Origin of the sequence: Pseudomonas sp. Pseusp88, assembly GCF_047303955.1 — a bacterium.
Taxonomy (GTDB): domain Bacteria; phylum Pseudomonadota; class Gammaproteobacteria; order Pseudomonadales; family Pseudomonadaceae; genus Aquipseudomonas.
In genome coordinates this window covers 154013-180401 of the sequence record NZ_JBGLYM010000010.1, presented here as the reverse complement: position 1 = coordinate 180401, position 26389 = coordinate 154013, and the positions used below count along the sequence as shown (strand labels likewise).

Genomic DNA, 26389 nt, shown 5'->3' with positions numbered 1-26389 from the left:
AAGATCAGTTGCAGACCAAAACTTTTCATAAGACAGAGACTACGCCGGCTTGTCGGATTGTGCATCCGGATGGGCTTGCTGGAACGCCCGATGGCCCTGCGCCAGTTGTTCGACCCGCAGGATGCGCGGGCAAGCGCTCAGCTCGACATTGAAACGGCGGGCCGCGTACAGCTGCGGTAACAGGTAGACGTCAGCGACACTGGGCGACGCGCCGAAACACCAGCCGTCGTCAGCGATCAGCTGCTCGACGGCATTGAAACCTTCGCTTATCCAGTGTCCAATCCAGGCGACCACTTCTGTTTCGTCATGCCCCATGTCCCGTAGACGATTGAGCACTGCAACATTGTGCAGGGGATGGATATCACAGCCAATCAGGGCCGCCACCGCCCGCTGGGAAGCCCGTACGATCAGATCGGACGACAACAGGGCAACTTCGGGATAGCGCTCTTCCAGATATTCGATGATCGCCGGCGACTGGGTGATCACCCGGCCCTGCTCGGTGCGCAGGCTCGGGACCCGGCCCTGTGGATTGATCGCCCGGTACTCGGGCTTGAGCTGCTCGCCGCCGTCACGAATCAGATTGACCGGGATCGCTTGATAGTCGAGCCCCTTGAGAGCCAGGGCGATGCGGACGCGATAACTGGAGGTTGAGCGGTAATACGTGAAGAGGTCCATGGGGCGTGCCTGCTCGAGCGCTTGTTGTTTTTATCGTAAACCGTTTACGCAATACGTAAGTTGCAGGATTGGGTGGGCAGTGTCAAGCAACGCGCAGCCCTCCGGATGGCTGACATCCGTGGGACCGACTTTAGTCGGGAAGGCGTATTCCCGGCTAAAGCGGGTTCCACAGAGTTTAGGGCCAGCTATGCTGCAACCCACAAGAACAACACAGGGTCAGCCGCCCGTCATGAATATTCTCTACGACGAACAACTGGACGGCGTGCTGCCGGACGTCGATAAACAACAACTGCTCGATGATCTGCGCCAGCACCTGCCGGCCGTGGAAATCCTCGCCAGCCCTGAGGAACTGCGGCCTTATGAGTGTGATGGCCTGTCCGCCTATCGCACCACGCCCATGCTGGTGGCCCTGCCCAGGCACATGGAAGAGGTACAGGTGCTGCTCAGGCTGTGCCATGAGCGTCGGGTGCCAGTGGTGGCCCGTGGTGCGGGCACCGGATTGTCCGGCGGCGCCCTGCCCCTGGAAAAAGGCCTGTTATTGGTGATGGCGCGCTTCAATCGCATCTTGCATATCGACCCGGATGCGCGCCTGGCGCGGGTCCAGCCGGGGGTGCGCAACCTGGCGATTTCCCAGGCCGCAGCGCCCTACGGCCTCTACTACGCACCGGACCCGTCGTCGCAGATCGCCTGTTCCATCGGCGGTAATGTCGCGGAAAATGCCGGCGGTGTGCACTGTCTCAAGTACGGCCTGACCGTGCATAACCTGCTCAAGGTGGACATTCTCACTATCGAGGGCGAACACCTGAGCCTGGGCTCGGATGCCCTGGACAGTCCGGGCTTCGACCTGCTGGCGCTGTTCACCGGCTCAGAGGGTTTGCTCGGCATCATCACCGAAGTCACGGTCAAACTGCTGCCCAAGCCCCAGGTTGCCAAGGTGCTGCTGGCTGCCTTCGACAGCGTGGACAAAGCCGGACGCGCGGTGGCCGAGATCATTGCCGCCGGGATCATTCCGGGGGGCCTTGAGATGATGGACAACCTGGCGATTCGCGCCGCCGAGGACTTTATCCATGCCGGCTATCCGGTCGACGCCGCAGCCATTCTGTTGTGTGAGCTGGATGGCGTCGAAGCCGACGTGCACGCCGATTGCGAGCGGGTACGCGCGGTATTGACCGAAGCCGGAGCCACCGAACTGCGCCAGGCCAGAGACGAAGCCGAGCGCGTGCGCTTCTGGGCCGGGCGCAAGAATGCCTTTCCGGCCGTCGGGCGCCTGTCACCGGATTACTACTGCATGGACGGCAGCATCCCGCGTCGCGCCTTGCCTGCGGTGCTCAATGGCATTGCCGAACTGGGTCAGGAATATGGCCTGCGGGTAGCCAATGTGTTCCACGCCGGTGACGGCAACATGCATCCGCTGATCCTGTTCGATGCCAACCAGCCCGGCGAGCTGGAACGAGCCGAAGCCCTGGGCGGCAAGATCCTTGAGCTGTGCGTCGCGGTCGGCGGCAGCATCAGCGGCGAACACGGTATCGGCCGGGAGAAAATCAATCAGATGTGCGCCCAGTTCAACAGCGACGAGCTGACCCTGTTCCATGCAGTCAAGGCGGCTTTCGACCCCCTCGGCCTGCTCAACCCCGGCAAGAACATTCCGACTCTGCACCGCTGTGCCGAGTTTGGCGCCATGCATATCCATCAGGGCCAGTTGCCTTTCCCTGAACTGGAGCGCTTTTGATGGTCGATTTCGATGCCAGCGAACAGCTGTTGCAGCAAGTCAACGATGCCCTTGAAAACGCCACGCCCCTGCGAATCCAGGGCGGCAACAGCAAGGCCTTTCTCGGCCGTGAAGTCGCGGGAGAAATACTGGATACCCGGCCCCATCGCGGCATCGTCAGCTATGAGCCGAGCGAATTGGTGGTCACGGCACGGGCCGGTACGCCGTTGAGCGAACTATGCGCGGCGCTCGATGCCGCCGGACAAATGCTGCCCTGCGAGCCGCCGACCTTCGGCGACGCCACTGTGGGCGGCATGGTCGCTGCCGGGTTGAGCGGTCCGCGACGCCCCTGGGCAGGTTCGGTGCGGGATTTCGTCCTCGGCACACGGGTGATCACCGGTCTGGGCAAGCACCTGCACTTCGGCGGCCAGGTGATGAAAAACGTTGCCGGTTACGATCTGTCACGCCTGCTCACCGGCAGCTTTGGTTGCCTGGGCCTGTTGACCGAAGTGTCGCTCAAGGTGCTGCCCAAGCCACGAATGTGCAGCAGCATCGCTCTGCAAATGAATGCCGCCCAGGCCCTGGCTCGACTGCTGGAATGGGGGCGCCAGCCGCTGCCGATTAGCGCTGCCAGCCATGACGGCACCCTGTTGCGCCTGCGTCTGGAAGGGGGCGAAGGTTCGGTGGCAGCGGCTCATGAGCGGCTTGGCGGCGAGCTTATCGATCCAGGTTACTGGCAGGACTTGAACGAGCAGCGTCTGGATTTTTTCACCGATGGCCTGCCGCTGTGGCGCCTGTCACTGCCCCAGGCCACAGGTGTACTGGAGCTGCCCGGCCCGCAACTGCTTGATTGGGCCGGAGCCCAGCGCTGGCTGAAGTCCGATGCTGATGGCCCGACCATCCAGGCCCTGGCAGCCGCCGCAGGCGGGCATGCCACCTGCTACAGCCACGGCCCGCAAGAAAGCCCCTTCCAGCCGCTGCCGCCAGCGCTGTTGCACTATCAGCGTCAGCTCAAGGCCCGGCTCGATCCACATGGCCTGTTCAATCCGGGCCGCATGTACGCGGAGATCTGAACCATGCAGACCACCCTGAGTGAGGGCGCCCGCCAACTGCCCCGAGCCGAAGAGGCCGAACGCATCCTGCGCAGTTGCGTGCACTGTGGCTTCTGCAACGCCACCTGCCCGACCTATCAGTTGCTCGGCGACGAACTGGACGGACCGCGCGGGCGCATCTACCTGATCAAGCAGGTACTCGAAGGCCAGCCGGCCACCGCAACGACTCAGCTGCACCTGGACCGCTGCCTGAGCTGCCGCAACTGCGAAACCACCTGCCCGTCCGGCGTGGATTACCACAACTTGCTGGATATCGGTCGGGCGGCCATGGAAAGTTCGGTGCCACGACCGCTGGGGCAGCGTCTGCTGCGTGCTGGCCTGCGGGCAGTGTTGCCCAATCCGACGCTGTTCAAGTCCCTGAGCCGCCTCGGCCAGACATTTCGCCCGCTGCTGCCCGAGCGCCTGCGCGACGAGCTGCCCACTACTATCCCCACAACCGGGCCCCGGCCCGAACCGCGCCACGCCCGCCGGGTATTGCTGCTCGAAGGGTGCGTGCAAGCGGCGCTTTCGCCCAATACCAACACCGCCACGGCTGGGGTGCTGGATCGCCTGGGCATCAGTGTCACAGCGGTCAGGGAAGCCGGTTGTTGCGGCGCCCTGGACTATCACCTGAACGCCCAGGAAACCGGACTGAACCGTGCCCGCCGCACCATCGATGCCTGGTGGCCCCATATAGAGAGTGGTGCTGTCGAAGCCATCATCCAGACCGCCAGTGGCTGCGGGGCCTTTATTAAGGATTACGGCCACCTGCTCGAGGACGACCCGGCCTATGCCGCAAAGGCCGCGCGTGTCAGCGCCCTGAGCAAGGATCTGGTGGAAGTGCTGCGCGACGAGCCGTTGGAAGACCTCGGTATCCACAGCGAACTACGCCTGGCCGTGCATTGCCCCTGCACCTTGCAGCACGGACAAAAGCTCGGCGGCGCCGTGGAGCAGGTGTTGACCCGACTGGGCTTCAACCTGACGCCAGTGCCCGACAGCCATTTGTGCTGCGGCTCGGCGGGAACTTACTCGATCACCCAGCCGCAGCTTTCCCGGCAACTGCGCGACAACAAAATGAATGCGTTGGAAAGCGGCCAGCCCGAGGTTATCGCCACCGCCAATATCGGCTGCCAGACTCATCTTGGCGGGGCCGGGCGTACGCCGGTGCGGCATTGGATCGAGTTGGTTGAGGAGGCGCTGAGTCAGCCCTGACAACCGAGCGTGAATGGGTGTGAGAGCGGTAGTGGGAGCGAATTATGTGGGAGCGGATTCATCCGCGAAAATTTCGTGATTGTGCGTACTTCTTCGCGGATGAATCCGCTCCCACAAAGAATTCATCCACCTGACTCGCCTTACGAGCTTTCCCGCACCACCAGCTCAAATCCCAGATCCACTTCCGATTCCTGAGGCACACCATCGATCAAGCCAAGCAGTAACTGCGCGGCGCGCTGGCCGACTTCCTGGCGCGGCGTGCGGATAGAGGTCAGACGCGGGACCATATGGGCCGACCCCGGCAGGTCGTTGAAGCCCACCAGAGACACCTGCCGGGGAATCGCAATGCCCCGCCGCAGCGCTTCCAGAGACGCGCCCTGAGCAAGGTCGTCGTTACAGAAGAACATCCCATCGACATCAGGATGTTGCTCTAACAGTCGGGCGAACAACTCTCCGCCCAGGCCTATGGACGAAGGCTCTGGCACCATCACTTCCAATTGCGGGTCATAAAGCCCCGCCGCCTGTAACACCTCGCGAAAACCATTGCCACGCCGAACCACGCGAGGGTCGAGCTGTGCCGCAACATAGGCCAGGCGCCGACGGCCGCTGTCAAGCAGATGACGGGCGGCCCGGGCACCAGCCTGCTCCTGGGAGAAGCCGACACAATAGGCGCCCCGCGCCGGGTCCAGTTCCATCATGTGTACGCAGGGAATACCACTGGCGGCCAGTAACTGACGTAGGGCCGGAGTGTGATCGAAACCGGTCAGCAGCAGTCCCCGAGGCCGGTTGACCAAGTGATTGCGCAGCAGATTCTCTTCCTCTACCGGTGAGTAGTGGTAGTTGCCGATCACAACTTCCAGACTGCGCGGCCGCAGGACGTTCTGAATCGCTTCGAGGGTCTCGATGAACAGTTGGTTGGACAACGATGGCACAAGTACCACCACCGTCTGGCTGTGGGACGAGGCCAGGGCACGGGCTGCAGGATTGGCGACGTAACCCAGGCTTTGCGCGGCCGCACGAACTTTTTCCACCAGCTCCGGCGCGACCGTAGTAACCCCGCGCAGAGCGCGTGATGCGGTAATAGGAGAAACAGCCGCAAGCCGCGCCACTTCATTGAGCGTCGGACGACCGGTAGAACGGGAACCCATGCGAGTCATGCATATCCAACTAGAGTAAAGAGCAGCATTGTACTTGCCAAACCAGGCCAATGAACTCTAAGGTAGCGCTGTCTTATGGACCATGACAACGATTTTGACTGGATTGATAACGATCCGGAGTCGTGCAAGGACGTACCAAAACAATGACAACGACTGGAACGGCTTGAGCTGGTCTTGCTGCGACGCAGTAAAGACAGCGCTGTCTCCAGAGAGGTGCACACTGTGACTAACTCCAAAACTGCTATACCTGCCCTGGTTGTAATGGGCGTTGCCGGCTGCGGTAAAAGCGTTGTCGGCGCAGCCATTGCCCAACACACCGGCGGCCGCCTGATCGAAGGCGATTCCTTTCATCCTGAGGCCAACATCAAAAAGATGAGCGCCGGCATCCCCCTTGATGATGAAGATCGCTCCGGCTGGCTCGATACCCTTGGTAAACAACTACAGACCGCCGTGGCCAATGGCGAACTGCCGATCCTGACCTGCTCCGCCCTGAAGAAAATCTACCGTGACCGTCTGCGCGCTGCCGTGCCGGGTCTGGGTTTTGTCTTCCTGGAACTGACCAAGGAACTGGCCATCGATCGCATCCAGCATCGCCCCGGCCATTTCATGCCCGCCAGCCTGGTAGACAGCCAGTTCGCTACGCTGCAACCGCCCAATGGTGAGCCCAATACCCTGGTGGCCAAGGTAGATGCCAAGGTGTCCATCGAGACCCTGGGCGTGCAGGCAGCCAACTGGTGGAAAGAGTCCCAAGTCGCCAGCGCCTCATGATTTTAAAGGCGTGAGCGACAAAGACAGCGCTGTCTTGGCCATGTGACATAGCCAGCGCTGCGCAACAGCTCCATAAAAAACATAAAGACAACTGGAGACACACCCATGTTCGGTATGACCCATGAGACGTACCTGTTGGTCGACGCGCTAGTGACCGTTATCGGTCTGGTGCTGCTGATCACCAACTTCAAGGTCCACCCTTTTGTAGCACTGACTATCGCTGCCGGTTTCCTCGGCCTGACCTCGGGCATGCCTGTGGAAAAAGTCATGAAATCGTTCCAGGACGGCTTCGGCGGCGTCCTCGGTTTCGTCGGCATCATCCTTGGCCTGGGTACCATGCTCGGCAAACTGATGGCTGACTCAGGCGGCGCCGACCAGATCGCCCAGACCCTGATCCGCACCTTCGGCAAAGACAAAGTGCACTGGGCCATGATGCTCTCGGCCTTTCTGGTCGGGATCCCACTGTTCTTCGAGATCGGTTTTGTCCTGCTGATCCCGTTGGTGTTCATCGTTGCGCGTCGTACCGGCGTGTCCATCGTCAAGATCGGTATTCCGCTGCTGGCTGGCCTGTCGGCGGTACACGGCCTGGTGCCGCCGCACCCGGGTCCGCTGCTGGCCATCGGCATCTTCGGCGCTGATATTGGCAAGACCATTTTCTACGGCCTGATCGTTGCCCTGCCGACGGCCATGATTGCCGGTCCGATCTTCGGTAAGTGGATTGCCAAGTACATTCCCGGCACGCCTTCACAGGAGCTGATGGACCAGATCGCCAAGGAATCGAGCACCGAAAACCTGCCTGGTTTCGGTATCACCCTGGTGACTATCCTGCTGCCCGTATTCCTGATGCTGCTCAAGACAGCGTCGGACGTGGTCCTGCCTGCCGACAATACCTTCCGCATCTGGATGGACCTGATCGGCCACCCTATCGCTGCCCTGCTGTTCGCTCTGTTGTTGGCCTTTTACACTTTCGGTGCCGCCCGTGGCTTTGATCGTACCAAGATCATCAAGCTGCTGGACCAGAGCCTGTCGCCGGTTGCGGCCATCGTGCTGATCGTCGGAGCCGGTGGTGGCTTCAAGCAAATGCTGGTGGACAGCGGCGTGGGTAACGTCATTGGTCATATGGCGGTGCAGGCACAGATCAACCCGATCCTGCTGGCCTGGCTGGTGGCCGCAGTTATTCGCGTGGCGACCGGTTCGGCAACCGTGGCAACCATTACCGGTGCCGGTATTGTCGCCCCTGTGGTCGGCCTGATTCCAGGGGTCAACCGCGAGTTGCTGGTGCTGGCGACCGGCGCAGGTTCGCTGATCCTGTCCCACGTCAACGACGCCGGGTTCTGGCTGGTCAAGCAGTACTTCAACATGACCGTGACCGAGACCTTCAAGACCTGGACCGTGATGGAAACCATCCTGTCGGTAGTCGGCATCATCTTCATCATGCTGTTGTCGATGGTGGTCTGATACCGCGGCCAATGCATGACATGCAGGAGTTGGCGCAGGCTGCGAACCGGTACCACACCGTTTTCGCAGCCTTCGGCAGCTCCTGCAGGCTCCACCGGCTCGCTTCTCCTCGCCAGACCAAGACCATCGCGTTTACTGCCTGACAGCACGCCTCGCGGTCTACCAGATATCTCCTACAGACCTGCGTATCAAATCCCCTGCTTGGATTAAGAAAATTTCACCAAAGAAAAAGCGATTACCCTACTCATTTTTTCGCTTTTTTTGTCTATTGGATGGCAAGGTTCGGGCAAAACCACGAAATCTCGCATACGCTGAGAGTCATTGGATGATGTCCGCATGCCAGCGTCTGGGCCCCGTGCCACGTCAAGCTGTGACAGAGGCCATTTTTTCAGCGATGAAACAGACGACTTTGGGCATGCACCAGTAAATACGGGCATTTGCGCTACAAAACAGGCAGAATTGGCACCGCCGTCAAGCCGATGACGCAAATATCGGTGACAGGGAAATGACAAGGGAATTTAATTTACCGTAACAACGTCATACTGATGGACGCATTTGGATGCAGTCGGCAACAATCACCACGTAAAGGCACACGCCAGCCTCTTGGTAGAGGCATTTCAAGAGGCCATCAAGGAAAAGATTATGTTGATACTCACCCGCAAAGTAGGCGAAAGCATAAACATTGGTGACGAGATCACCGTCACGATTCTTGGCGTTCAAGGTCTTCAGGTACGCCTGGGAATCAATGCCCCGAAAAATGTTTCCGTGCACCGCGAAGAAATCTACAAACGCATCCAGGCGGAACTCGCCCCTCAGCAAGACCCACAATGAATTCATAGCGGCACCCAGCTTATTCGATGCCGACCTGCCACTTGCCCGTGGCGGGTCGCGGCCAGTCGGCATCCAGTGGATGCCGTTTTTTTTCGTCCGCCGACCGGCTTCAGGTCTGTTGCATGTGCTGCATGATGCCGTCCTTGATACGCAGGCGCTTCTCCTTGAGCTTGATCAACTGCTCGTCGCTGACACTGCCTGCCGCTCCAGCCTCGGTGGCGAGGATTTCGGCGTCTATCCCGTTATAGTCAACCAATAGCTGGTTGAGCTTTCTGTCAGTCTTGCTGCGCTGCGCAACCTGCTCCCTGGTAAATCCCAAGTCCTTGAATAAATCGTGCTTGACCGGCATAGCTGGGAACCTCTCATAGGGACGTCGATGACGCTCTAAGCCTAGCAGGTGTAATTGCCGTAAACCCTGCTGGTGATCAATGCCCCTCGCGCAGGCGTCGGGTCTCGTAAGACCTGAGCTGCAGACAGACAAAATCCAGGACGTTCGAGGCAGTAGCAGTCTGGCCCAAGACCGCGCGGCGCTTGATCAGGTCGCCCAGTACATGCTCGACTTCGATCGGCGCACCGCGCTCGATATCGCGCAACATGGACGCGGTCATTTTCGAGCCGGGGGTCGTCAGCATCGTCAGAAAACGCTGGCGCACTTCAGGACGCAGCGCATGACCGGCCGCATCAGCGATCGATGCGCATTCATTGAGCAGACGGATAACCACGGCCTCGCCGCCGGACGCCAGGACATCGCCGATACTGGCGCGCATGGACCCGGTAATACCGGCGCCAGTGGCAATAAAGCACCATTTCTCCCACATTTCCTGAACGATGCGCATGCTCAGGCTGGCATCGAATCCGGCGTCTGCCAGGGCTTCGGCTACTCGCAGGATACGCGGAGTGGTAGCGCCGCTCAGCTCGCCAAATGACAGCTGATTGGTGTCGTTGAGGTGCAGGATCGCTCCAGAAGCATCACGGTCCAGGGAAATCAGGCATTGCCCTCCCAGCACATTGACGCGGTCGAAGCGCTCGCTCAGGCGTTCGATATGGGCCATGCCATTGAGCAGCGGCAGGATCAGGGTCTCGGGACCGACCGCCGCAGCGAACGATTCCATGGCCGCGTCCAGATCGTAGGATTTGCAACTGAGCACAATCAGGTCATAGCCGTCGCCAAGCATTTCAGTCATAACATGCGGCGGCGACGGGTAGAGGATATTGCCCAGAGGGCTGCGCACTACCAGCCCGTCACGGTCGAGTTCCTCGGCACGCCCGGCCCGTACCAGAAAGGTCACATCGCGCCCTGCTTCCAGCAGACGCCCGCCAAAATAGCCTCCAATGGCCCCCGCACCCACGATCAGAATTCGCATTGCCATCCACCTCGAGTCAATCGATAAAGTTGCAGACCAACGCCGAGCATAGTCAATGCCCGGCAAGCCCATAGCATGACAACCATCATTGAAAATAAACCGGGCCCTGTCGAGCGCAAAAAAAATCCCGGAAAGCCAAAGGCTTCCGGGAAAAGGCAATCAAGCCCTGGAGGGGAGTCAGGTCTTGATGCCACTCAAGCCGGGGAACAGGAACGGCAAGCCGCTTTCCAGACGCTCAACCAGATTGGGTACAGCCACATTGATCTCTCTTGATCTCGGGCTCAGGCGCTCCAGCACGGCCTCAATCACTGTGCGGCTGGCGTCGTGATGGAATTGCCAGACCCCATAGATACGTCCCTCGAACGACGCCTCGCTACCCAACAGCGGATCCACTCCCAGGCCTGCGCCCAGGCCGAACAGATGCAGGCCCTGCAGGCGCTGGCCGTATTCGTCAATCGGACAGCCACTGGGATCGGAGTCCAGCCCGCCCTTGGCCCCGCGCAACCTGATCATTGAGCCATCGCGACGCTGCAAGACCGGCAGGCGCGGTTGATAACCGGTGCACTGCACCACCATGCATGACTCGGCCAGGGCTTGTTGCGTCGCTTCCCGGTCTTCACGAGTCGAAAGCAGGCGCACGCTCACCCCGGTATTGCCGACCCGACCTCGATCCATCACTGCCTTGCCCACATCCCGAGCACGATAACGCAGACCACCGGAGCGATTGATGCGCCCCGTTACCGGACAGACATCCTGCTGCGGATTGAACGTATAGCCCACCTGCCGCGCCTCTTCGGCACTTTCATAAAACAGGCGGATGGGCGAGCGATGCACCAGATTGAGGGTCTTCAACCCGGCGAACTCCAGCGCATCGGCAAGGTTTTCCAGCATGGAGAAAGCACTGTGGGAACCTCCGACCAGGGTAATACCCTTGCCACCGGCCAGGGCATCGGCGAATAGCTGGCGCAGTTGTACCGAATTCATCCGCAACAACCGGTCCGCGCCGTGAATGATTGCCGAGGGGGGAACGTACAAACCCTGATCTGCCAGACCGTCGAGCAATTGTTGCGGGTCCTGGCGGCCGCCGAGATTAAGCACCAGCGTACGGCTGCGGATCAGATGGATATGCCCTTCATGCTCAACCCACACTTCATAATCATCGTTGCCAGCCACTACCTGAGTAATGGTGCTGCTGTGCCAAAGCTTGACCCCGTAGTGCCTGACGATATGTTCGAGGAACAGGCTCGAGGCCTCAGTCAGCAATTGGCCGATATCGGGTAGCGGCAGCGCGCTTTGTGCCTGGTAGCGAACGCGCCAGTAGGCGAGCGCGCCCTCCAATGGTTCGAAAATCTCCCGTAATGCCGGATGGCGCAGACAGTCGAGAAAGACGTCACCTACCGAGTTGGCGGTAATCCGGTAATCCCCCAGACAACCCGCGCCGGGCGTCGGACTGCTGTCAACAATGATCAAACCATCGCGCGCCAGCTGCGCCAATGTGCCGCTTTTCAGGGCATTGAACAGCAACCCCATACCCGCCGGCCCTGCGCCGCCAATCACGCAGCCACACTCGATTTCCATGGACTCTGTAAACATGATGAAGCTCCCTGATTTTGGATCGACACACAGAGACCGTCCGACGCCAATCTGGAAAGTCCATCAAGCAGAAGAAGCACACGTGCAATGAAAAGCAGGCAAGACCAGGCCACCGGCAACGCTACCGCCCGGCGTGAACATGGAGTTATAGGGTTAACAAAGAGAGTGGAACGAAGGGGCAAACAAAGAATCGTCAAGCAAAAAACTTAAACTGATAATTTCAAAAAGCTGGAAAAGTGTCAAATTTATGATTTACACCTTAAATCCGACATCATGACTTGTAGGTATATGTTCCAAAAAGAAAATTAATTTTGACGCCAACGGATAAGCAATCGACCTACAAATTATATTTTTTTATATCGAATGTTTTCTCTGAAAACCAACATGCTGTCGCTCGGCGAACACGCACTTGTGGGAGCGTGGCTTGCCCGCGAAGAACGGTGACGCGGTGCACCTGACGCACCGCGTTGCACGTTTCGCGGACAAGCCCGACTCCAACGGATCTGCGTGATCCTGTTGGAGCAAGCGGGCGGTTTACGCCACCAATTGCAACTGGCCTGCTTCAACCAGTGCCCGAGGCGTCTGCTGCTGGATAAAACGCGCGGCCTCAGCCATATCCTGGCCCAACGGGCGATCGTCGGCGTAACGCGCAATCTCCCGGCGCAAGGCGAGGTACAAGGCGGTGGTACGGGGTGCTGCCGGGAGCTCAGAACCCAGAAGGTCGTAACTCTGGCAAGCGGCGAGCAGTTCGATGGCGAGGATCATCTGCAGATTCTCGGCAATCGCCTGAGCCTTGAGTACGGCAGGCGTGGCGTGACACAAAGTATCTTCCTGCAAACCTGAGGTAATGCCCCCGTCGAGGCTGGCGGGCGCCGCCAGACGACGATTCTGCGCCACCAGCGAAACCGCCGTGTACTGCGCGATCATGAACCCCGATTCCACACCACTGGCCCCCGCCAGGAAGGCCGGCAGGTTGTTGACCAGAGGGTTGACCATGCGGTCGAGCCGACGCTCGGAGATCGATGCCAGCTCGGCCAGGGCAATCGCCAGTTGGTCCATCGCCAGCCCCATGGCCGCACCTACCGCGTGAGCCTCGGAGTAAATCTGCGGCTCGTCGGGCGTACCGCAGATCATCGGGTTATCGGTCACGCAAGTCAGCTCGCGCTCCACCACCGCCGACACATCCTCATAGCAGTCACGTACTGCGCCATGGACATGGGGAATGCTGCGCAGGCTCAGGGCATCCTGGGTCTGGCGCCCGCTGGCGGCGGCAAGAATGGCCGAGCCGTCGAGCCATGCGGTCAGGTCGCCGGCAACCTTGAGCAGGCCCCTGGAAGGTCGCAACGCCATGGGTACCGGGTCGAAAGCGCGCAACTGACAGCGTTGGGTTTCGAAGCTCATGGCCGAGACCGCGTCGGCCCAGTCCATCAGCCGCTCGGCCTGATCCAGCAACAGGCAGGCCATGCCGGTGACGCACGGCGTGCCGTTGACCAGGCACAGCCCTTCCTTCGCTTCCAGTACCAGAGGTTCCAGCCCCAGGCGTTGCAGGGCGGCGGCCGCTGGCAGGCGTTCACCGTCGAGCAGGCACTCGCCATGACCGATAAGCGTCAGGCTGATATGGGCCATATGGCTCAGATATCCCACCGACCCCTGCCCCGGCACCACTGGCGTGCAACCGCTGTTGAGCAGCGTGACCAGACGCTCCACCACCACCAGGCGCAGACCGGAATAGCCATGGGCGAAGTTATTGATTGCGGCGGCCATCACCGCCCGGGTCTGCGCCACGCTCAGAGGCTGGCCGACGCCCACCGCATGGCTCATCAGAATGTTATGCGACAAAGCGCTTTGCAGCGCGGGCGGCACCACAGTATTGGCCAGGGCGCCGACACCGGTATTGACGCCATAGGCGCGAATGTTTTTCTGCACCACCGAACGAACAATGGCATGGGCGGCCTCGATGCGCTCCCGGGCCGCCGCAGACAGTTCCAGCACGGCCTGGGCGGTCGCAATACTGACGACCTGTGCCCGCGAAAGCGAGTGTTCGAGGATGACGCGATTCATTACCGGAACTCCTGAGGACGGGGAACGTTGATCCATGCGCTGACGGGCATAGGTCAGTAGAGGTGATTACGGTAAGCTGCCCCGACACTTGCGTAAACGCGGTAATTTCTCATGCGATCAATGATTGAAACGCATACATTGGATAATCCTGATTTCCCCCGTCGCCGCCTGCCCTTGCTGGCCCTGGAAGTGTTCGCCAGCGCCGCCCGCTGCGGCACCTTCAGCCGCGCCGCCAAAGAGCTGTTCGTCACTCAGAGCGCAGTCAGCCGACAGATCCAGCAGCTGGAAGAACACCTGGGGGTCATCCTGTTTATTCGCCACAAGACTGGCCTGCGCCTGACCCCGGAAGCGGAAGCGCTGTTACCGGTGGTTGATGAAGCCTTCGGCCGCGTGGCCCAGGCCTGCAACAGCCTGCGCAGCGCCGGTCAGGTCCTGACCCTGCGCATGCCGCCGACCATCGCCACCCGCTGGTTCCTGCCCCTGCTGCCGGACTGGCGCAGCGTGATGCCGGACGTCGATGTACGGGTGACCACCTACGACTCTTGGGAGCCGCACTTCGAAGACACTGACGTCGATGCCGCCATTATTCAAGGTCGCGGCGACTGGAAAAACCTCGAAGCCATCCCCCTGATGCCCGAGCGCCTGACCCCGGTGTGCTCCCCGGAAATTGCCCGCCGCCTGCATCATCCCGAAGACCTAAGGAGCCTGGCGCTACTGCATTGCATTCCCCTGCATGGCTGGAGCCGCTGGCTGGAAAGCGCAGGGGTCAAAGGTATTGCCGCCCATCGCGGCCAACGCTTCGACACCCTGGAACTGGCCTTGTCCGCGGCTACTCGCGGCCAGGGCGTCGCCCTCGGCGATATCAACCTGATTCGCGAAAGCCTCAATGACGGCGTATTGGTAGCGCCGTTCGATATCGAACTCAGTCAGGGCATGGCCTATTACCTGGTGTACCCGCCGCAACGGGCGCAGCTGCCGAAAATCCGCGCGCTACGCGAATGGCTGAGCGGATCACTGGAACCGACCGTTCGGAGCGAGAGATCGAACTAAAGGAGCCGCCATAGCCTCCATGGTCCGTAACCATTTAAAAAACCGGGAAATGGAAACCGAGGCAATCCAAATGAATGTAGAAAAAGACGCCCGCAGCGGCATTGCCGAAATCGATTATTCGCGTGACACGCTGTTCGGCCCGATCCCCATGCAGGCTACCTGCCGGGTCAGGCTGATCAATGTCGAGCGCGACGGCGAGGAATTACGCGAATTGACCATTCTCGGCGACTTGCCCGATGGCCTGGGCAAGTCCATGGTCATTCGTGTTGCCCTGGAGGGGCGAATCGAAGCAGGTCCGATCGAGCAACAGGATTCGTTGAATGACGCCGAGCATCATGAATTCAAAATCCTGTTCAAAAACGAACGCAAACGCTCAATACATTGAGTTGTTCCGTTAACCTTTTGACACAATTACACAGCGGTACGGGCAATTGGAAAGTTGTCCGATAACTGTTAATTAATCGTTATGTTTAATTAGAACTGGATACGAGCAAAAACGAATAACCACCGTTTCTCTTGTCAACGACTCGAGAAGCGGCGGTCATGCAGGCTGCAAGAGTTCAACGACGTGCGTTGGCCCGCAAGGCAGTGTGTTGGGTATGGGCCAGGTCATAACGCAGCTCGGCTACCAGTTCAGAGATGTCCCGGCTGGTATTGAGCCTGTCCAGGGAAATGCCGGTGACCAGCAATTCGCCCTGATCGCCTTGCGGATCAACGATTTGCACGGTCATTGAGTTGTCTGCAGCAATATTACAAGTACAGCGTAAAGGCAGAAAAGCCTGCTCGATGATACTGCGCAGCTCGAGCGGGGAAAGTCGATAAGCAATCATTGCCATGTTCTCCTGAAATCCTGTAAAGCAGCCATGCACAGCTCGTCAGCCTGTGGCTAAGCCTTTTTATAGCAAAGACGAATGCGCATAAATTATTCGTCAAATAAATACCGCCGAAGAACCGGCTAGTTAACGAACTAATAAAACTTATACCCCAGCCCCTGACAACTCGCAACTTCCGCCCCAAAAAGAATAAGGCTCATAACTAAGAGAACGCTTTGAAAAAAACAGGGCAGAATCGATTCATCGCGCCTTGATCCCGTAATAACAGCGGAATTGCCCGCTGCAGGAGGCGAAAAACAACCAGCCGCGCAGGGCTGCGACCAAGCGTCACACCCCTTTGCGGCGGCCAGCGTACATGCTGATATCCTGACCGAACGATTAGTGTCTAGACGGCTTCCGGGCGCTTGAGGCGCAAGTGAATCAGCGCCACCCGCGCACCACGCTTGTCGCGCTTTTCCTCCACGGAAAACGGCTTGAAGCCCAGGCGCGGATAAAACAGCAGGCCCGGCACATTGTGGTTATAGCAGGACGCGGTCAGCTCCTTGGCTTCATGCTTGTCGAAGGCCAGGTCACTCATGCAGCCGATCAGGTATCCACCAACACCCTTGCCACGGGCCTCGGGGGCAATGATCACGTTGCCCAGGGAGCAGCGGCCGCGGAACTCCGCCCGGGAAAAGTTGGCGTAACCGACCACTTTGTCATTTAGCTCGACCACGATGGAGTCATATCGCTCCTCCAGGGCATCCTTCAATTGCACGGCCGTCAGCGGCCACGTCGCCCGGGGGAACATGTAAAACAGCTCATCGGCGTTCTGCGGCAAGGCACATACAGCGGGGATGTCTTTTTCTTCCAGGGGACGGTGCAGGAACATGGGGCAGGATCCTCGTGAGTAGGCGCCTAGACACTATATGCGAAGCCATGGATCCCGTATTGCCTACTGTCAAAATAATCTCGTCCTGCCCATGACTCCCGGCAAGTCATTGAGTGGACAGGGTCTGCTGCAGATACTCCATCAACTTGCGCGCGGGTTCCGATAACAGGCGGCTGGCCGATATCAGCGCCAGCTCGCTGGGCGGCACCGCTGCAAAACCTTCGTCAGGGCGCAACAGGCGATGGCTCGCCAGCACCGCAGAAGTGGGCAGCAGGGCAATGCCCAGATTGGCAGATACCGCCGCCTGGATGCCGACCAGACTTTGGCTGGCAAACGCCACACGCCAGGTCCGTCCCGCCGCTTCCAGGGCGTGGATGATGCGGTTGCGATAGATACAGCCCTGGGGAAACACCGCCAGTGGCACAGGGTCGGCAATCAGCTGCATATCCGCCCCCGCCACCCAGCTCAGTTGCTCGGGCCAACTGGCCAGGGATGGCGCCTGCCCGGCTTGCGGCCTGACATCGCGCTTGACCAGCGCCAGATCGATATCCCGCGCCTCCAGTTGCGTATGCAGGTCGACACTCAGGCCATTGCGCGTATCCAGGCGGATCTGCGGATACCGCCGGGCGAAGCCAGCGAGCAGGCCCATCAACCGCTGCACGTCGAAGTCCTCGGGCACGCCCAGCTTGACCACGCCACTGGCCTGGCCGCTTTGCATGACGTTATGCGCCTCCATGGCCAGGCCCACCAGGCGTCTTGCATAGCCGATCAGGCGTTCGCCGTCTTCGGTGAGCTGGATGTGCTTGCCGGCGCGCTGACGCAGTAACAGTGGGCGATCGAGCTGTTCTTCGAGTTTGCGGATCTGCTGGCTGACCGTGGACTGGGTGCGGTTGACCCGTTCCCCACCCTTGGTAAAGCCGCCGGCATCAACCACGCTGACAAAGGTCTTCAACAGCTCCAGATCGAACATATACATTCACCAATCGAATTATTTTTCCATAATAATTTAATTTTACGATTAATAACATCCTGCCTAGATTGGTCCTGTACCCATTCACAGGACACTCTCATGACCCCCAACACCCGCCCGCTCTGGCTGACCTTCGACTGCTACGGCACCCTGATCCAGTGGGACGAAGGCCTGCTCGCCCAGGTCCGTACCCTGCTCGCCCGCAAGCAGCGCAGCGAACTCGACCCCGATGCGTTCATCCAGGTCTATGACGAACACGAACATCGCCTTGAGCAGACACCACCGCACCGCTCCTTCGCCGAGATTTCCCGGCTGTCGATGCAACTGACCCTCGAAGGCCTCGACCTGCCCTATGAAACCCGTGACGCCGACGAACTGACCCGGCATATCAGCCAGATGCAACCCTTTCCCGAAGTGGTCGGCACCCTGGCCTGGCTCAAGGCGCAGGGCTTCATGCTGTGCATCGTTTCCAATACTGACGACGCAATCATTGCCGGTAACGTGGCGCAGTTGGGCGGTTATGTAGACCGGGTCATCACTGCACAACAGGCCGGGGCCTACAAGCCCGATCATCGCCTGTTCGAGCACGCCCACCGCGAACTGGGCATCAGCCAGGACCAGGCCGTGCATATATGCGCCAGCCCGCACCTTGACCTGACTGTGGCTCGGGACATGGGCTTTCGTTGCGTCTGGATCGACCGTGGCACCCGGCGCCAGCCGCTGCTCGATTACACCCCGGACGCGGTGCTGAGCGACCTGGGCAAAGTGCCTGACCTGCTGCGCGCCCAAGGCTGGATCGATGAGGAGTATGACCGCCATGGCGCATGATTCCGGACTCCTGCGCAGCACCAGACGTTACTCCGGCGATCTCGATACAGCGGCGATCCAGGCCGCCCGCGTCGACCTGGCCGCCAGCCTGCGCATGGCGGCGCGACTGGGCTTGAGCGAGGGCATCTGCAATCACTTTTCCGCCGTGTTGCCGGGGCATCCCGAGCTGTTTCTGGTCAATCCCTACGGCCTGGCCTTTGAAGAGGTCACCGCCTCCAGCCTGCTGATCTGTGATATCCACGGGCAACTGGTCAGTGGCGACGGCAAGCCCGAAGCCACGGCCTTCTATATCCATGCCCGTCTGCACCGGCACCGCCCTGCGGCAATGGCAGCGTTCCACACCCATATGCCTAACGCCACGGCTTTGGCCATGCTCAGTGGCGAGCCACTGCTATGGGCCGGCCAGACCGCACTGAAGTTTTATGGCCGAATAGCCGTGGACGAACACTTCAATGGCCTGGCCCTGGATGAGTCGGAAGGCGACCGGATAGCCACCGCCATGGGCCAGGCCGATATCCTCTTTCTGAAAAACCATGGGGTGATGGTCACCGCGCCGAGCATCGCCATGGCCTGGGACGACCTGTACTACCTGGAACGCGCCGCCGAGGTTCAGCTCAAGGCCATGAGCAGCGGCAGGCCGCTGAAACCAGTGGAGCCGAAGATCGCCGAACGCACGGCGCGGCAGATGCGCCATGGCGAAGCCGAAAGCGCGCAGATGCATCTGGAGAGTGTGAAGCGGATATTGGCCCGGACCGAACCGGATTTTCGTAGCTGATATTCCGTTGGCGCAGAAATCTCTGGAAGCGGATTGTAGGAGCGAATTCATTCGCGAAGACGGCATTTCAAACAATAGAGATGTGTCGAGTGTACTGACCTCTTCGCGGATGAATCCGCTCCCACAGAGTTTCCTCAAGCTCATTACCCATAAAAAAGGCCCCTGCAGAACTGATCCGCAAGGGCCAAGGGAATCACTGAGCAACTACAACGCTATGGCATCCCCAACCAGTTCGGCAGCGCCAGGGAAATCATCGGCACGTAGGTCACCAGAATCAGGAACGCCAGCAGGATGCACAGCCACGGCATCGCAGCGCGAATGGTCTGGCCCAGGGTCAGCCCTGTCACCGCCGACGTCACGAACAGGTTCAGGCCCACCGGTGGGTGCACCAGGCCGATCTCCATGTTCACCACCATAACGATGCCCAGGTGAATCGGGTCGATCCCCAGCTTCATGGCGATCGGGAAGAAGATCGGCGCCAGGATCAGCACGATGGCCGACGGCTCCATGAAGCTGCCCGCCACCAGCAACACGATGTTGACCATGATCAAAAAGCCGATCGGCGTCAGGCCGCCGCTGATCACCCAACTGGTGATCTGTTGCGGGATCTGTTCGGTAGTCAGTACGTGGGCGAAGAGCATGGCGTTGGCGATGATGAACATCAGCATGATCGACAGGCGCCCGGACTCGAGCAGCACTTTCGGGCAGTCGCTCAGGCGCATGTCCTTGTACACGAACAGCGCGACAAAGGCCGAGTACACCGCCGCCACCGCCGCCGCTTCCGTCGGGGTGAACATGCCACTGTAGATACCGCCGAGGATGATCACCAGCAGCAACAGCCCCCAGAAGGCGCGGCGCGCCGTAACCAGCCACTGACGAAAAGACACCCGTGGCTGGGCCGGCAGTTTCTTGATCCGGGCGACGATGTAAATCACGATCATCAGGATCACGCCGAGCAGAATCCCCGGCACCACACCGGCAATGAACAACTTGCCCACCGAGGTTTCGGTCGCGGCCGAGTACACCACCATCACGATCGACGGCGGAATCAGGATGCCCAGGGTACCGGCGTTACAGATGATGCCGGCGCCGAACTCCTTCGGATAACCGGAACGTACCATGCCCGCCACGGCAATCGAACCCACCGCCGCCACCGTGGCCGGCGAGGAGCCGGACAGCGCCGCGAACAACATGCACGCCAGCACCGCCGCAATCGCCAGGCCGCCACGGATATGGCCGACACAGGCATTGGCAAAATCGATCAGCCGTTGCGCCACTCCGCCCGTGGTCATGAAGGCCCCGGACAGCAGAAAGAACGGAATCGCCAGGAAGGTGTAGCTATCGGAGGTCTCGAACAGCTTGATCGCCAACGAACTCAGGGAGTCCTGGCTGAACAGCAGGATCGATACCGCACCGGACAGGCCCAGGGAGATCGCAATGGGCACGCCCAGGAACATGAAAACGAACAGCAACAGGAACAGACAGATGACCGTCATCAGTGATGCTCCTCACCAGGGTTGGCCAGTTTCGTGGCTTCGGCGGCCTCATCGGCCAGGCCCAGACCGGTCTGCCGGTGGGTCCAGATGCGATAGAGAATTTCCAGGTAACGAATGAACACCAGCGCAAAGCCGATGGGCACGATCACCGTGATATGGGCGATCTGAATACCGAATTTATCCAGGTCCTCGGCACCGATATGGGCGACGAACAGCGCCGAGACCCACTTGTAGCTCGCCATCAGGATCAGCCCGGCATAGGCCATGCAGCACAGGCACGCCAACAGCGCCAGCCAGCGCTGCACCGGCTTGCTGAAGCGCTTGACCAGGGCGTCCACGCCCAGGTGGCCAGCGGTCCGCACGCCGTAGGAAATCCCGAAAAAAATCAGCCAGCCGAAGATAGCCTTGGTCAGCGCCACGCTCCAGGTCATGCCCTGGGCGTAACCCATGGCGTGATCGCCGAGGTAAGCAAAGAAATCGCTGCTGAACGCCCATTTGTCACTCAGGGTGTAGAACAGCGTGTAGATGTTATTGAGCGCCACGTAGACGAATGTCACCAGCGTCATGGCAGCCAGCAGAAAGGCGATAAGACCTTCCTCCAGATGCTCCCAGACCCGCTTCAGCGATTGCATAGAAAGTTCTCCGAACGTAGAGACAGTGGCCACCCGGAACCGGGCGACCACACAGCATCAGGGCCTGCTACAGCGTTATCAGGCGGCTTACTGAGCCTTGTTCGAATCCTGGGCAGCCTTGACCAGGTCAGGCCCGATTTCCGCAGCGAACTGGTCCACGACCGACTTGGTCGCTTCGCGCCACTTGGCCCGTTGCTCAGGCGTGAGGGTCACGACTTCGCTGGTCTTGGAGTCGATGATCTTCTGCTTGGCAGTCTGGTTCAGGGCCTCGGCCTGTTTGTTCACTTCCACCGTGACCTTGTCCATGATCCCCTGCAGCTCGCTGCGCACATCCGCAGGCAGGCCGTTCCAGAACGTGGAGTTGGTGATGACCATGTAGTCGATCAAGCCGTGGTTGGACTCGGTGAAGAACGGCTGCACCTCGTTGACCTTCTGGCTTTCATAGTTCGACCAGGTATTCTCGGTACCGTTGACGGTGCCGGTCTGCAAGCCCTGGTAAACCTCGGCGAAGCTCATCTTGCGCGGGTTGGCGTGCAGGGCCACGAACTGCGCCTCCAGCACACTGGAAGCCTGTACGCGGAACTTCAGGCCACGGGCATCTTTAGGCTCAACCAGCTTTTTGTTGGCCGACAGCTGCTTCAGGCCGTTATGCCAGTAGGCCAGGCCGTGAATACCCTTGTCGTCCATGGAACTGAGCAAGGCTTTACCCTGTGGCCCGTTCTGGAAACGGTCCACCGCTGCCAGATCATCGAACAGGAACGGCAGATCGAAGATCTGGGTTTTCTTGGTGTACTGCTCGAACTTGGCCAGTGACGGCGCCAGCATCTGCACGTTACCGGTCAACAGCGCTTCCATTTCCTTGCCGTCACCGAACAGCGAGGAGTTTGGATAGACCTCGACCTTGACCTTGTCTTTCAGGGCGGGGTCCGCTGCAACCATTTTCTGAAACAGCAGTGCACCCTGGCCTTTCGGGGTGTTTTCGGCGACGACGTGGGCGAACTTGATGACGATCGGGTCGGCATATGCCATCCCGGCGAAGGTTGTGAATGCAGCGGCGCAGAACAGCGCCTTGGTCAGCTTCAACATTGATTTCACCTTGTTATTGTTGTCAGCGATTCGACCTCTGAGGGCCGTTGTTGAGAAGCGGGTGCAGCCATTTATAGCCATTTGCTAGCTCTACCATGCCCAAGCTGGAGCGTTTGTAGAATTAGCTTTTGTATAAGCCAGCGTTCGGTTTAGCTGAACGCTAATTATCGGTAACACTTTCGCCTGCTGAATGTAGCAGTCAAGCCAGGGCCAACAAGCGTTGCGCACGCAACAACACTGGTGCATCGACCATTTGCCCATCCAGCTGGAAGGCTCCGGCACCGCTGGCGGCGGCGCTGGCCTGAACTACCCGCTGCGCCCAGGCCAACGTCTCTGCGGTCGGTGCCAGGGCCTCATGAATCACCGGAACCTGCCTGGGGTGGATACATAGCGCGCCACCAAACCCCATGTCATAGGCATGCCGGACCGAGGCCGCCAGTCCTTCAGGATCGCCAATAGCCGGATAGACACCGTCCAGCGGCGGCAGCAGATTGGCGCTACGCGAATGCAGCTGCACGGCCATGCGCGATTGATCGAGGACAAACTGAGCGGCGGCAGTGCCGTTGTTCAGGTTCATGTCCAGGGCAAGGTCGAGGCCGCCGAAAGACAGGCGCTCAACACCCGGCGCATGGGCGATCTCGGCCAGGGCCAGCAGGCCCTTGGCACTCTCGACAATCGGCCAGATCGGTCTGCCGGTAGCCTGGACCGCAGCAACATGGGCGGCGCTTTCCACTTTGGGCAGCAACACCCCGACCACGCCCTTGTGGGCCTTGCAGAAGGCCAGGTCGGCGGCATGTTCGGCATGCTCAGGTGCATTGACCCGCACCCACACCCCGGCTTCCGGATTGGCCTGCAGGAAGGCCGCCAGGTTGTCCCGGGCCTGACGCTTGAGCGGTTCTTCGACGGCATCTTCGAAATCGACGATTACCGCGTCGGCACCGGCCGCCAACGCCTTGGCAAACCGCTCGGGGCGACTGCCCGGCACGAACAGGGCGCTACGGACGATGGATGGAGACATGCTGGTTTTCCTCATTCAATTCGTTGAAATACGGTCCGGGCAGGAATCAAGCTGATGGGAGAGCACCTGTGGGAACGAATTCATTCGCGAACGGGCCGGCATAGCCAATAGGCTATTCATCGCCTGGAATACAGCTTTCGCGAATAAATTCGCTCCCACAATGTGCTCCCTGGCCACCTTCAATCTGGCTCGGCTCAAACCACCCCGGTCGTCGCCAGCCGCGCCTGGTCTTCACTGGAAAACCCCAGCTCCGCCAGAATGCTTGCCGTGTGCTGCCCCAAGGCCGGGACGGCGTCCATGCGCGGGGTAAAGGCGGCGTTGCGCCCCGGTGGCAACAGCGACGGCAACTTGCCCGCAGGGCTGTCCACTTCGCGCCAGCCATCACGGGCCTTGAGTTGGGGATGATTCCACACACCCTGCATATCGTTGACCCGGGCATTGGCGATCTGGGCGTCCTCCAGACGCGCGACGACTTCATCCACGCTCAAGGCCGCGAAGCCGTCGACGATGATCTGGCGCAGCACTTCGCGGTTTTCCGAGCGCTTGAAATTGGCGCTGAAGCGTTCGTCCGTGGCCAGGACCGGGGCGAGCAGCACCTTCTCGCAGAACAGCGCCCACTCCCGTTCGTTCTGCAAACCGAGCATCACGGTATTGCCGTCGCCGGTAGGGAACGGCCCATACGGGTAGATCGTCGAGTGCGAAGCACCGGCGCGTGGCGGTGGCGGCGCGCCGTTGTAGGCGTAGTACATCGGGTAACCCATCCACTCGGTCAGGCTTTCCAGCATGCTCACGTCGATGCGGCTGCCAACCCCGGTCTTGCCGCGCAGCAACAGCGCCGACAGCACGCCGGTATAGGCGTACATGCCTGCGGCGATGTCGGCGATGGAGCAACCGGCCTTTGCCATTTCGTCATCGCCCGGCCCACCGGTCACCGACAGAAAGCCGCCTTCGCTCTGGATCAGCAGGTCATAAGCTTTCTTCTTTTCATAAGGACCGCCCTCGCCGTAACCGGAGATATCGCAGACGATCAACCTGGGGAAACGCTCATGCAGCGCTTCGAACGACAGGCCCATGCGCGCCGCTGCGCCGGGGGCCAGGTTCTGCACCAGAACGTCGGCCTGGCCGAGCAAGGACTCGAGAATGCCGCCGGCCTCGTCCTGTTTCAGGTCCAGGGTCAGGCTTTCCTTTGAACGGTTGGTCCAGACAAAGTGCGAGGCCAGGCCATCGACCCGCTGGTCGTAGCCACGGGCAAAGTCACCGCTGCCGGGGCGTTCGATCTTGATCACCCGCGCGCCCATATCAGCCAGCTGCCGCGTGCAGAACGGCGCGGCGATGGCATGCTCAAGGCTGACCACGGTGATGCCGTCGAGGGGACGGGGATTGGTTTGAGTCATGTTCATTTACCTCTCATGCCGTCGCACACAACCATCTTTGTGGGAGCGAGGCTTGCCCGCGAAGGCGATGTATCAGATTCAAGGTATGCATCGGATGTACCGGCCTCTTCGCGGACTAGCCTCGCTCCAACAGATTTCTGTGGCGCGATGGCGATTGTCTTCAGATCAAATCCGCCAGGCTGCGTGCATCACGCAACGACCAGACCCTGGCAATCAGCTCACGCCCCTGCTCTGCGTTGCGCGCCCCGGAGAACGCCAGCAGACGCTGGAACTTGTCTTCCAGTTCAGGCCGCGACAGGGTGTTGCCCGGATCGCCCTTGGGTTCGTCAATCGCCGCGCTGAGCACGCGGCCATCAGTGGTGGTGACGATCACCCGGCCCAGCCAGCGCGACGGATAGGCGCCGTCGACTTCCGGATCCAGTTCCATGCTGACTTTCTCGCGGAACGCGGCAACCCGTGGATCGGTCAGGGCCAGGTCGCGGAATTCGATCAATTGCGCGCTGCCATGTACGGCAATCAGGCCCAGCACGGCCCCCATGGAGAACTTGGCCTGGTGCACGGTGGTCGGCACAACGACGCGGCCGAGCACATCGATGGCGCCCTGATGCACACGGGTGACAACCCTGGCGATCTGTTCATGGCTGAGGTTTTCGCGTTGCATCAGGTGCAGCAGCGCATCGGCGGCCGGGTGGGTGTGGCGGCACGAGGCGTGGAACTTGAACGAGGTTTCCGGCAGCGCCCAGCGAGTGCCGAGCCGATCCGACAGCTTGCCCGGGTCGGCATCGCTGGACATCCCGGCGGCCATGCCCTGATCGCCTTCAAGAATATTGCGCGCACCGGTCAGACCGTCTTCGGTCATGTAGGCGGCGAGCAGACCATCGGCCGCGGCCTTGGCAGTGTGCAGTTGTTTGGAGTCGGCAGCGTCACGCAGGAATTCCCACAGGCCGGCGGCCTGGGTTCCGGCGTTGCCCAGCAAGTGGGTGAACTGCTCGCGATTGAAACCCAGCAGCTTGCCTACGCCGACAGCCGCAGCGAGCGTGCCGACGGTAGCGGTGGTGTGGAAGATCCGGTAGTGGGAACGACCCATGAACTCGCCGATGCGAATCCCGGCTTCGTAACCGGCTACCGAAGCCAGCAGCAGGTCCTTGCCGGACTTGCCCAGATCCTGAGCCGCAGCCAGCACTGCCGAGAACACCACGGTGGCCGGGTGCAGCACGGAGCTGTTGTGCAGATCGTCCTGTTCGACCAGATGTGATGAGGCACCGTTGACGAAGGCGGCAAAGTACGCCGACGTTCCACGGCCATTGACCACGATCTTCGCCGCGCCCTCTGCCGGACCCATGCGTCGGGCATAACGCTCGAACAAAGGAATCGGGTGGGCGCCCTGGCTGGCCAGGGCCGAACCCAGCCAGTCGAGAAACAGGTCTTCAGTGCGATCCAGCACAGGGCCGGGAATCTGCTGGTAGGTCAGGTCAGCGAGGAAGGCAACCAACGCTTGGGTATGGCTCATGTACATAT

At 60.2% G+C, this 26389-nt stretch carries 25 protein-coding genes; 10 read left to right on the top strand and 15 right to left on the bottom strand.

Features of this window, described 5'->3' with window-relative positions; translation table 11 throughout:
- Positions 1 to 39 precede the first annotated feature (39 nt).
- The gene (gene maiA / locus ACCD02_RS15735; RefSeq protein ID WP_413303384.1) at positions 40 to 675 is read right to left on the bottom strand and encodes a maleylacetoacetate isomerase; all 636 of its coding nucleotides are present in this window, start codon (positions 673 to 675) and stop codon (positions 40 to 42) included.
- A 229-nt stretch (positions 676 to 904) separates the two neighbouring features.
- Between maiA and glcD the strand changes: the two genes are divergently transcribed.
- The 3 genes from glcD to glcF are packed head-to-tail and all read left to right on the top strand — an operon-like array spanning position 905 to position 4686.
- Positions 905 to 2404 (top strand): glycolate oxidase subunit GlcD, encoded by a 1500-nt coding sequence (gene glcD / locus ACCD02_RS15730; RefSeq protein WP_413303381.1) that lies wholly within the window; start codon positions 905 to 907, stop codon positions 2402 to 2404.
- Positions 2404 to 3456 (top strand): glycolate oxidase subunit GlcE, encoded by a 1053-nt coding sequence (gene glcE, locus ACCD02_RS15725; protein WP_413303379.1) that lies wholly within the window; start codon positions 2404 to 2406, stop codon positions 3454 to 3456. The genes glcD and glcE overlap by 1 nt, the downstream gene beginning before the upstream one ends.
- Before the next feature lie 3 nt (positions 3457 to 3459).
- Positions 3460 to 4686 (top strand): glycolate oxidase subunit GlcF, encoded by a 1227-nt coding sequence (glcF, locus tag ACCD02_RS15720; protein ID WP_413303376.1) that lies wholly within the window; start codon positions 3460 to 3462, stop codon positions 4684 to 4686.
- Positions 4687 to 4826: 140 nt separating this feature from the next.
- On the opposite strand, the gene ACCD02_RS15715 is transcribed toward glcF, so the two are convergent.
- Positions 4827 to 5843, bottom strand: coding sequence for a LacI family DNA-binding transcriptional regulator (locus tag ACCD02_RS15715; protein WP_413303373.1), 1017 nt, complete (start codon positions 5841 to 5843; stop codon positions 4827 to 4829).
- Positions 5844 to 6104: 261 nt separating this feature from the next.
- On the opposite strand from ACCD02_RS15715, the gene ACCD02_RS15710 reads away from it, so the two are divergent.
- The 3 genes from ACCD02_RS15710 to csrA all read left to right on the top strand — a co-directional run bounded on the left by ACCD02_RS15710 (position 6105) and on the right by csrA (position 8900).
- On the top strand, positions 6105 to 6611 hold the full coding sequence (locus tag ACCD02_RS15710; protein WP_413303436.1) for a gluconokinase: 507 nt from the start codon (positions 6105 to 6107) through the stop codon (positions 6609 to 6611).
- A 105-nt stretch (positions 6612 to 6716) separates the two neighbouring features.
- Positions 6717 to 8069: a GntP family permease gene (locus ACCD02_RS15705; RefSeq protein ID WP_413303371.1), complete on the top strand. Its 1353-nt coding sequence runs from the start codon at positions 6717 to 6719 to the stop codon at positions 8067 to 8069.
- Positions 8070 to 8711: 642 nt separating this feature from the next.
- Complete coding sequence (gene csrA / locus ACCD02_RS15700) at positions 8712 to 8900, top strand: carbon storage regulator CsrA (RefSeq protein ID WP_259105756.1); 189 nt, start codon at positions 8712 to 8714, stop codon at positions 8898 to 8900.
- A gap of 109 nt (positions 8901 to 9009) precedes the next feature.
- Here the strand turns inward: csrA and ACCD02_RS15695 are convergent, their stop codons facing one another.
- The 4 genes from ACCD02_RS15695 to ACCD02_RS15680 form a co-directional block, all read right to left on the bottom strand.
- Positions 9010 to 9249, bottom strand: a complete 240-nt coding sequence (locus ACCD02_RS15695) for a DUF465 domain-containing protein (RefSeq protein WP_413303368.1) — start codon at positions 9247 to 9249, stop codon at positions 9010 to 9012.
- Between the two features lie 76 nt (positions 9250 to 9325).
- Positions 9326 to 10264: a ketopantoate reductase family protein gene (locus ACCD02_RS15690; protein ID WP_413303365.1), complete on the bottom strand. Its 939-nt coding sequence runs from the start codon at positions 10262 to 10264 to the stop codon at positions 9326 to 9328.
- Between the two features lie 177 nt (positions 10265 to 10441).
- Positions 10442 to 11857 (bottom strand): pyridine nucleotide-disulfide oxidoreductase, encoded by a 1416-nt coding sequence (locus ACCD02_RS15685; RefSeq protein ID WP_413303363.1) that lies wholly within the window; start codon positions 11855 to 11857, stop codon positions 10442 to 10444.
- A gap of 534 nt (positions 11858 to 12391) precedes the next feature.
- A complete protein-coding gene (locus ACCD02_RS15680) occupies positions 12392 to 13918 on the bottom strand; it encodes an HAL/PAL/TAL family ammonia-lyase (protein WP_413303360.1) in 1527 nt (508 codons plus the stop codon).
- A 138-nt stretch (positions 13919 to 14056) separates the two neighbouring features.
- On the opposite strand from ACCD02_RS15680, the gene ACCD02_RS15675 reads away from it, so the two are divergent.
- Both ACCD02_RS15675 and ACCD02_RS15670 read left to right on the top strand, forming a co-directional pair.
- On the top strand, positions 14057 to 14968 hold the full coding sequence (locus tag ACCD02_RS15675) for a LysR substrate-binding domain-containing protein (protein WP_413303357.1): 912 nt from the start codon (positions 14057 to 14059) through the stop codon (positions 14966 to 14968).
- Between the two features lie 70 nt (positions 14969 to 15038).
- Positions 15039 to 15353 (top strand): hypothetical protein, encoded by a 315-nt coding sequence (locus ACCD02_RS15670; protein ID WP_413303354.1) that lies wholly within the window; start codon positions 15039 to 15041, stop codon positions 15351 to 15353.
- A 175-nt stretch (positions 15354 to 15528) separates the two neighbouring features.
- Here ACCD02_RS15670 and ACCD02_RS15665 read toward each other — a convergent pair whose 3' ends face one another.
- The 3 genes from ACCD02_RS15665 to ACCD02_RS15655 all read right to left on the bottom strand — a co-directional run bounded on the left by ACCD02_RS15665 (position 15529) and on the right by ACCD02_RS15655 (position 17642).
- Entirely contained in the window at positions 15529 to 15798 is a 270-nt protein-coding gene (locus tag ACCD02_RS15665; RefSeq protein ID WP_413303352.1) for a DUF1652 domain-containing protein, read from the bottom strand.
- A gap of 388 nt (positions 15799 to 16186) precedes the next feature.
- Positions 16187 to 16672, bottom strand: coding sequence for a GNAT family N-acetyltransferase (locus ACCD02_RS15660; protein ID WP_413303350.1), 486 nt, complete (start codon positions 16670 to 16672; stop codon positions 16187 to 16189).
- Positions 16673 to 16778: 106 nt separating this feature from the next.
- On the bottom strand, positions 16779 to 17642 hold the full coding sequence (locus ACCD02_RS15655) for a LysR family transcriptional regulator (RefSeq protein WP_413303347.1): 864 nt from the start codon (positions 17640 to 17642) through the stop codon (positions 16779 to 16781).
- A gap of 99 nt (positions 17643 to 17741) precedes the next feature.
- On the opposite strand from ACCD02_RS15655, the gene ACCD02_RS15650 reads away from it, so the two are divergent.
- Both ACCD02_RS15650 and ACCD02_RS15645 read left to right on the top strand, forming a co-directional pair.
- Positions 17742 to 18470, top strand: coding sequence for an HAD hydrolase-like protein (locus ACCD02_RS15650; RefSeq protein WP_413303345.1), 729 nt, complete (start codon positions 17742 to 17744; stop codon positions 18468 to 18470).
- Positions 18460 to 19245, top strand: a complete 786-nt coding sequence (locus tag ACCD02_RS15645; RefSeq protein ID WP_413303343.1) for an aldolase — start codon at positions 18460 to 18462, stop codon at positions 19243 to 19245. The genes ACCD02_RS15650 and ACCD02_RS15645 overlap by 11 nt, the downstream gene beginning before the upstream one ends.
- Positions 19246 to 19457: 212 nt before the next feature.
- On the opposite strand, the gene dctM is transcribed toward ACCD02_RS15645, so the two are convergent.
- The 6 genes from dctM to ACCD02_RS15615 all read right to left on the bottom strand — a co-directional run bounded on the left by dctM (position 19458) and on the right by ACCD02_RS15615 (position 26381).
- Positions 19458 to 20741: a C4-dicarboxylate TRAP transporter large permease protein DctM gene (gene dctM, locus ACCD02_RS15640; RefSeq protein ID WP_413303341.1), complete on the bottom strand. Its 1284-nt coding sequence runs from the start codon at positions 20739 to 20741 to the stop codon at positions 19458 to 19460.
- On the bottom strand, positions 20741 to 21373 hold the full coding sequence (locus ACCD02_RS15635) for a TRAP transporter small permease (protein WP_413303338.1): 633 nt from the start codon (positions 21371 to 21373) through the stop codon (positions 20741 to 20743). Before ACCD02_RS15635 ends, dctM begins: the two co-directional genes overlap by 1 nt.
- Before the next feature lie 87 nt (positions 21374 to 21460).
- The gene (locus ACCD02_RS15630) at positions 21461 to 22459 is read right to left on the bottom strand and encodes a TRAP transporter substrate-binding protein (RefSeq protein ID WP_413303335.1); all 999 of its coding nucleotides are present in this window, start codon (positions 22457 to 22459) and stop codon (positions 21461 to 21463) included.
- 199 nt (positions 22460 to 22658) lie between these two features.
- Complete coding sequence (locus tag ACCD02_RS15625) at positions 22659 to 23477, bottom strand: HpcH/HpaI aldolase/citrate lyase family protein (protein WP_413303333.1); 819 nt, start codon at positions 23475 to 23477, stop codon at positions 22659 to 22661.
- 194 nt (positions 23478 to 23671) lie between these two features.
- Positions 23672 to 24871: a CaiB/BaiF CoA transferase family protein gene (locus ACCD02_RS15620; protein WP_413303433.1), complete on the bottom strand. Its 1200-nt coding sequence runs from the start codon at positions 24869 to 24871 to the stop codon at positions 23672 to 23674.
- Positions 24872 to 25031: 160 nt separating this feature from the next.
- Positions 25032 to 26381, bottom strand: a complete 1350-nt coding sequence (locus tag ACCD02_RS15615) for an MmgE/PrpD family protein (RefSeq protein ID WP_413303330.1) — start codon at positions 26379 to 26381, stop codon at positions 25032 to 25034.
- Between the last annotated feature and the right edge of the window lie 8 nt (positions 26382 to 26389).

Excerpts from the sequence above, each read along its gene's own strand:
- dctM (WP_413303341.1), bottom strand. The coding sequence starts at position 20,741 with ATGACGGTCATCTGTCTGTTCCTGTTGCTGTTCGTTTTCATGTTCCTG.
- glcD (WP_413303381.1), top strand. The coding sequence starts at position 905 with ATGAATATTCTCTACGACGAACAACTGGACGGCGTGCTGCCGGACGTC.
- ACCD02_RS15660 (WP_413303350.1), bottom strand. The coding sequence starts at position 16,672 with ATGTTCCTGCACCGTCCCCTGGAAGAAAAAGACATCCCCGCTGTATGT.
- ACCD02_RS15685 (WP_413303363.1), bottom strand. The coding sequence starts at position 11,857 with ATGTTTACAGAGTCCATGGAAATCGAGTGTGGCTGCGTGATTGGCGGC.
- glcE (WP_413303379.1), top strand. The coding sequence starts at position 2,404 with ATGGTCGATTTCGATGCCAGCGAACAGCTGTTGCAGCAAGTCAACGAT.
- csrA (WP_259105756.1), top strand. The coding sequence starts at position 8,712 with ATGTTGATACTCACCCGCAAAGTAGGCGAAAGCATAAACATTGGTGAC.
- ACCD02_RS15670 (WP_413303354.1), top strand. The coding sequence starts at position 15,039 with ATGAATGTAGAAAAAGACGCCCGCAGCGGCATTGCCGAAATCGATTAT.
- maiA (WP_413303384.1), bottom strand. The coding sequence starts at position 675 with ATGGACCTCTTCACGTATTACCGCTCAACCTCCAGTTATCGCGTCCGC.
- ACCD02_RS15615 (WP_413303330.1), bottom strand. The coding sequence starts at position 26,381 with ATGAGCCATACCCAAGCGTTGGTTGCCTTCCTCGCTGACCTGACCTAC.
- ACCD02_RS15625 (WP_413303333.1), bottom strand. The coding sequence starts at position 23,477 with ATGTCTCCATCCATCGTCCGTAGCGCCCTGTTCGTGCCGGGCAGTCGC.
- ACCD02_RS15710 (WP_413303436.1), top strand. The coding sequence starts at position 6,105 with ATGGGCGTTGCCGGCTGCGGTAAAAGCGTTGTCGGCGCAGCCATTGCC.
- ACCD02_RS15650 (WP_413303345.1), top strand. The coding sequence starts at position 17,742 with ATGACCCCCAACACCCGCCCGCTCTGGCTGACCTTCGACTGCTACGGC.
- ACCD02_RS15705 (WP_413303371.1), top strand. The coding sequence starts at position 6,717 with ATGTTCGGTATGACCCATGAGACGTACCTGTTGGTCGACGCGCTAGTG.
- ACCD02_RS15665 (WP_413303352.1), bottom strand. The coding sequence starts at position 15,798 with ATGATTGCTTATCGACTTTCCCCGCTCGAGCTGCGCAGTATCATCGAG.
- ACCD02_RS15635 (WP_413303338.1), bottom strand. The coding sequence starts at position 21,373 with ATGCAATCGCTGAAGCGGGTCTGGGAGCATCTGGAGGAAGGTCTTATC.
- glcF (WP_413303376.1), top strand. The coding sequence starts at position 3,460 with ATGCAGACCACCCTGAGTGAGGGCGCCCGCCAACTGCCCCGAGCCGAA.
- ACCD02_RS15715 (WP_413303373.1), bottom strand. The coding sequence starts at position 5,843 with ATGACTCGCATGGGTTCCCGTTCTACCGGTCGTCCGACGCTCAATGAA.
- ACCD02_RS15630 (WP_413303335.1), bottom strand. The coding sequence starts at position 22,459 with ATGTTGAAGCTGACCAAGGCGCTGTTCTGCGCCGCTGCATTCACAACC.
- ACCD02_RS15620 (WP_413303433.1), bottom strand. The coding sequence starts at position 24,871 with ATGACTCAAACCAATCCCCGTCCCCTCGACGGCATCACCGTGGTCAGC.
- ACCD02_RS15695 (WP_413303368.1), bottom strand. The coding sequence starts at position 9,249 with ATGCCGGTCAAGCACGATTTATTCAAGGACTTGGGATTTACCAGGGAG.
- ACCD02_RS15655 (WP_413303347.1), bottom strand. The coding sequence starts at position 17,642 with ATGTTCGATCTGGAGCTGTTGAAGACCTTTGTCAGCGTGGTTGATGCC.
- ACCD02_RS15645 (WP_413303343.1), top strand. The coding sequence starts at position 18,460 with ATGGCGCATGATTCCGGACTCCTGCGCAGCACCAGACGTTACTCCGGC.
- ACCD02_RS15680 (WP_413303360.1), bottom strand. The coding sequence starts at position 13,918 with ATGAATCGCGTCATCCTCGAACACTCGCTTTCGCGGGCACAGGTCGTC.
- ACCD02_RS15690 (WP_413303365.1), bottom strand. The coding sequence starts at position 10,264 with ATGCGAATTCTGATCGTGGGTGCGGGGGCCATTGGAGGCTATTTTGGC.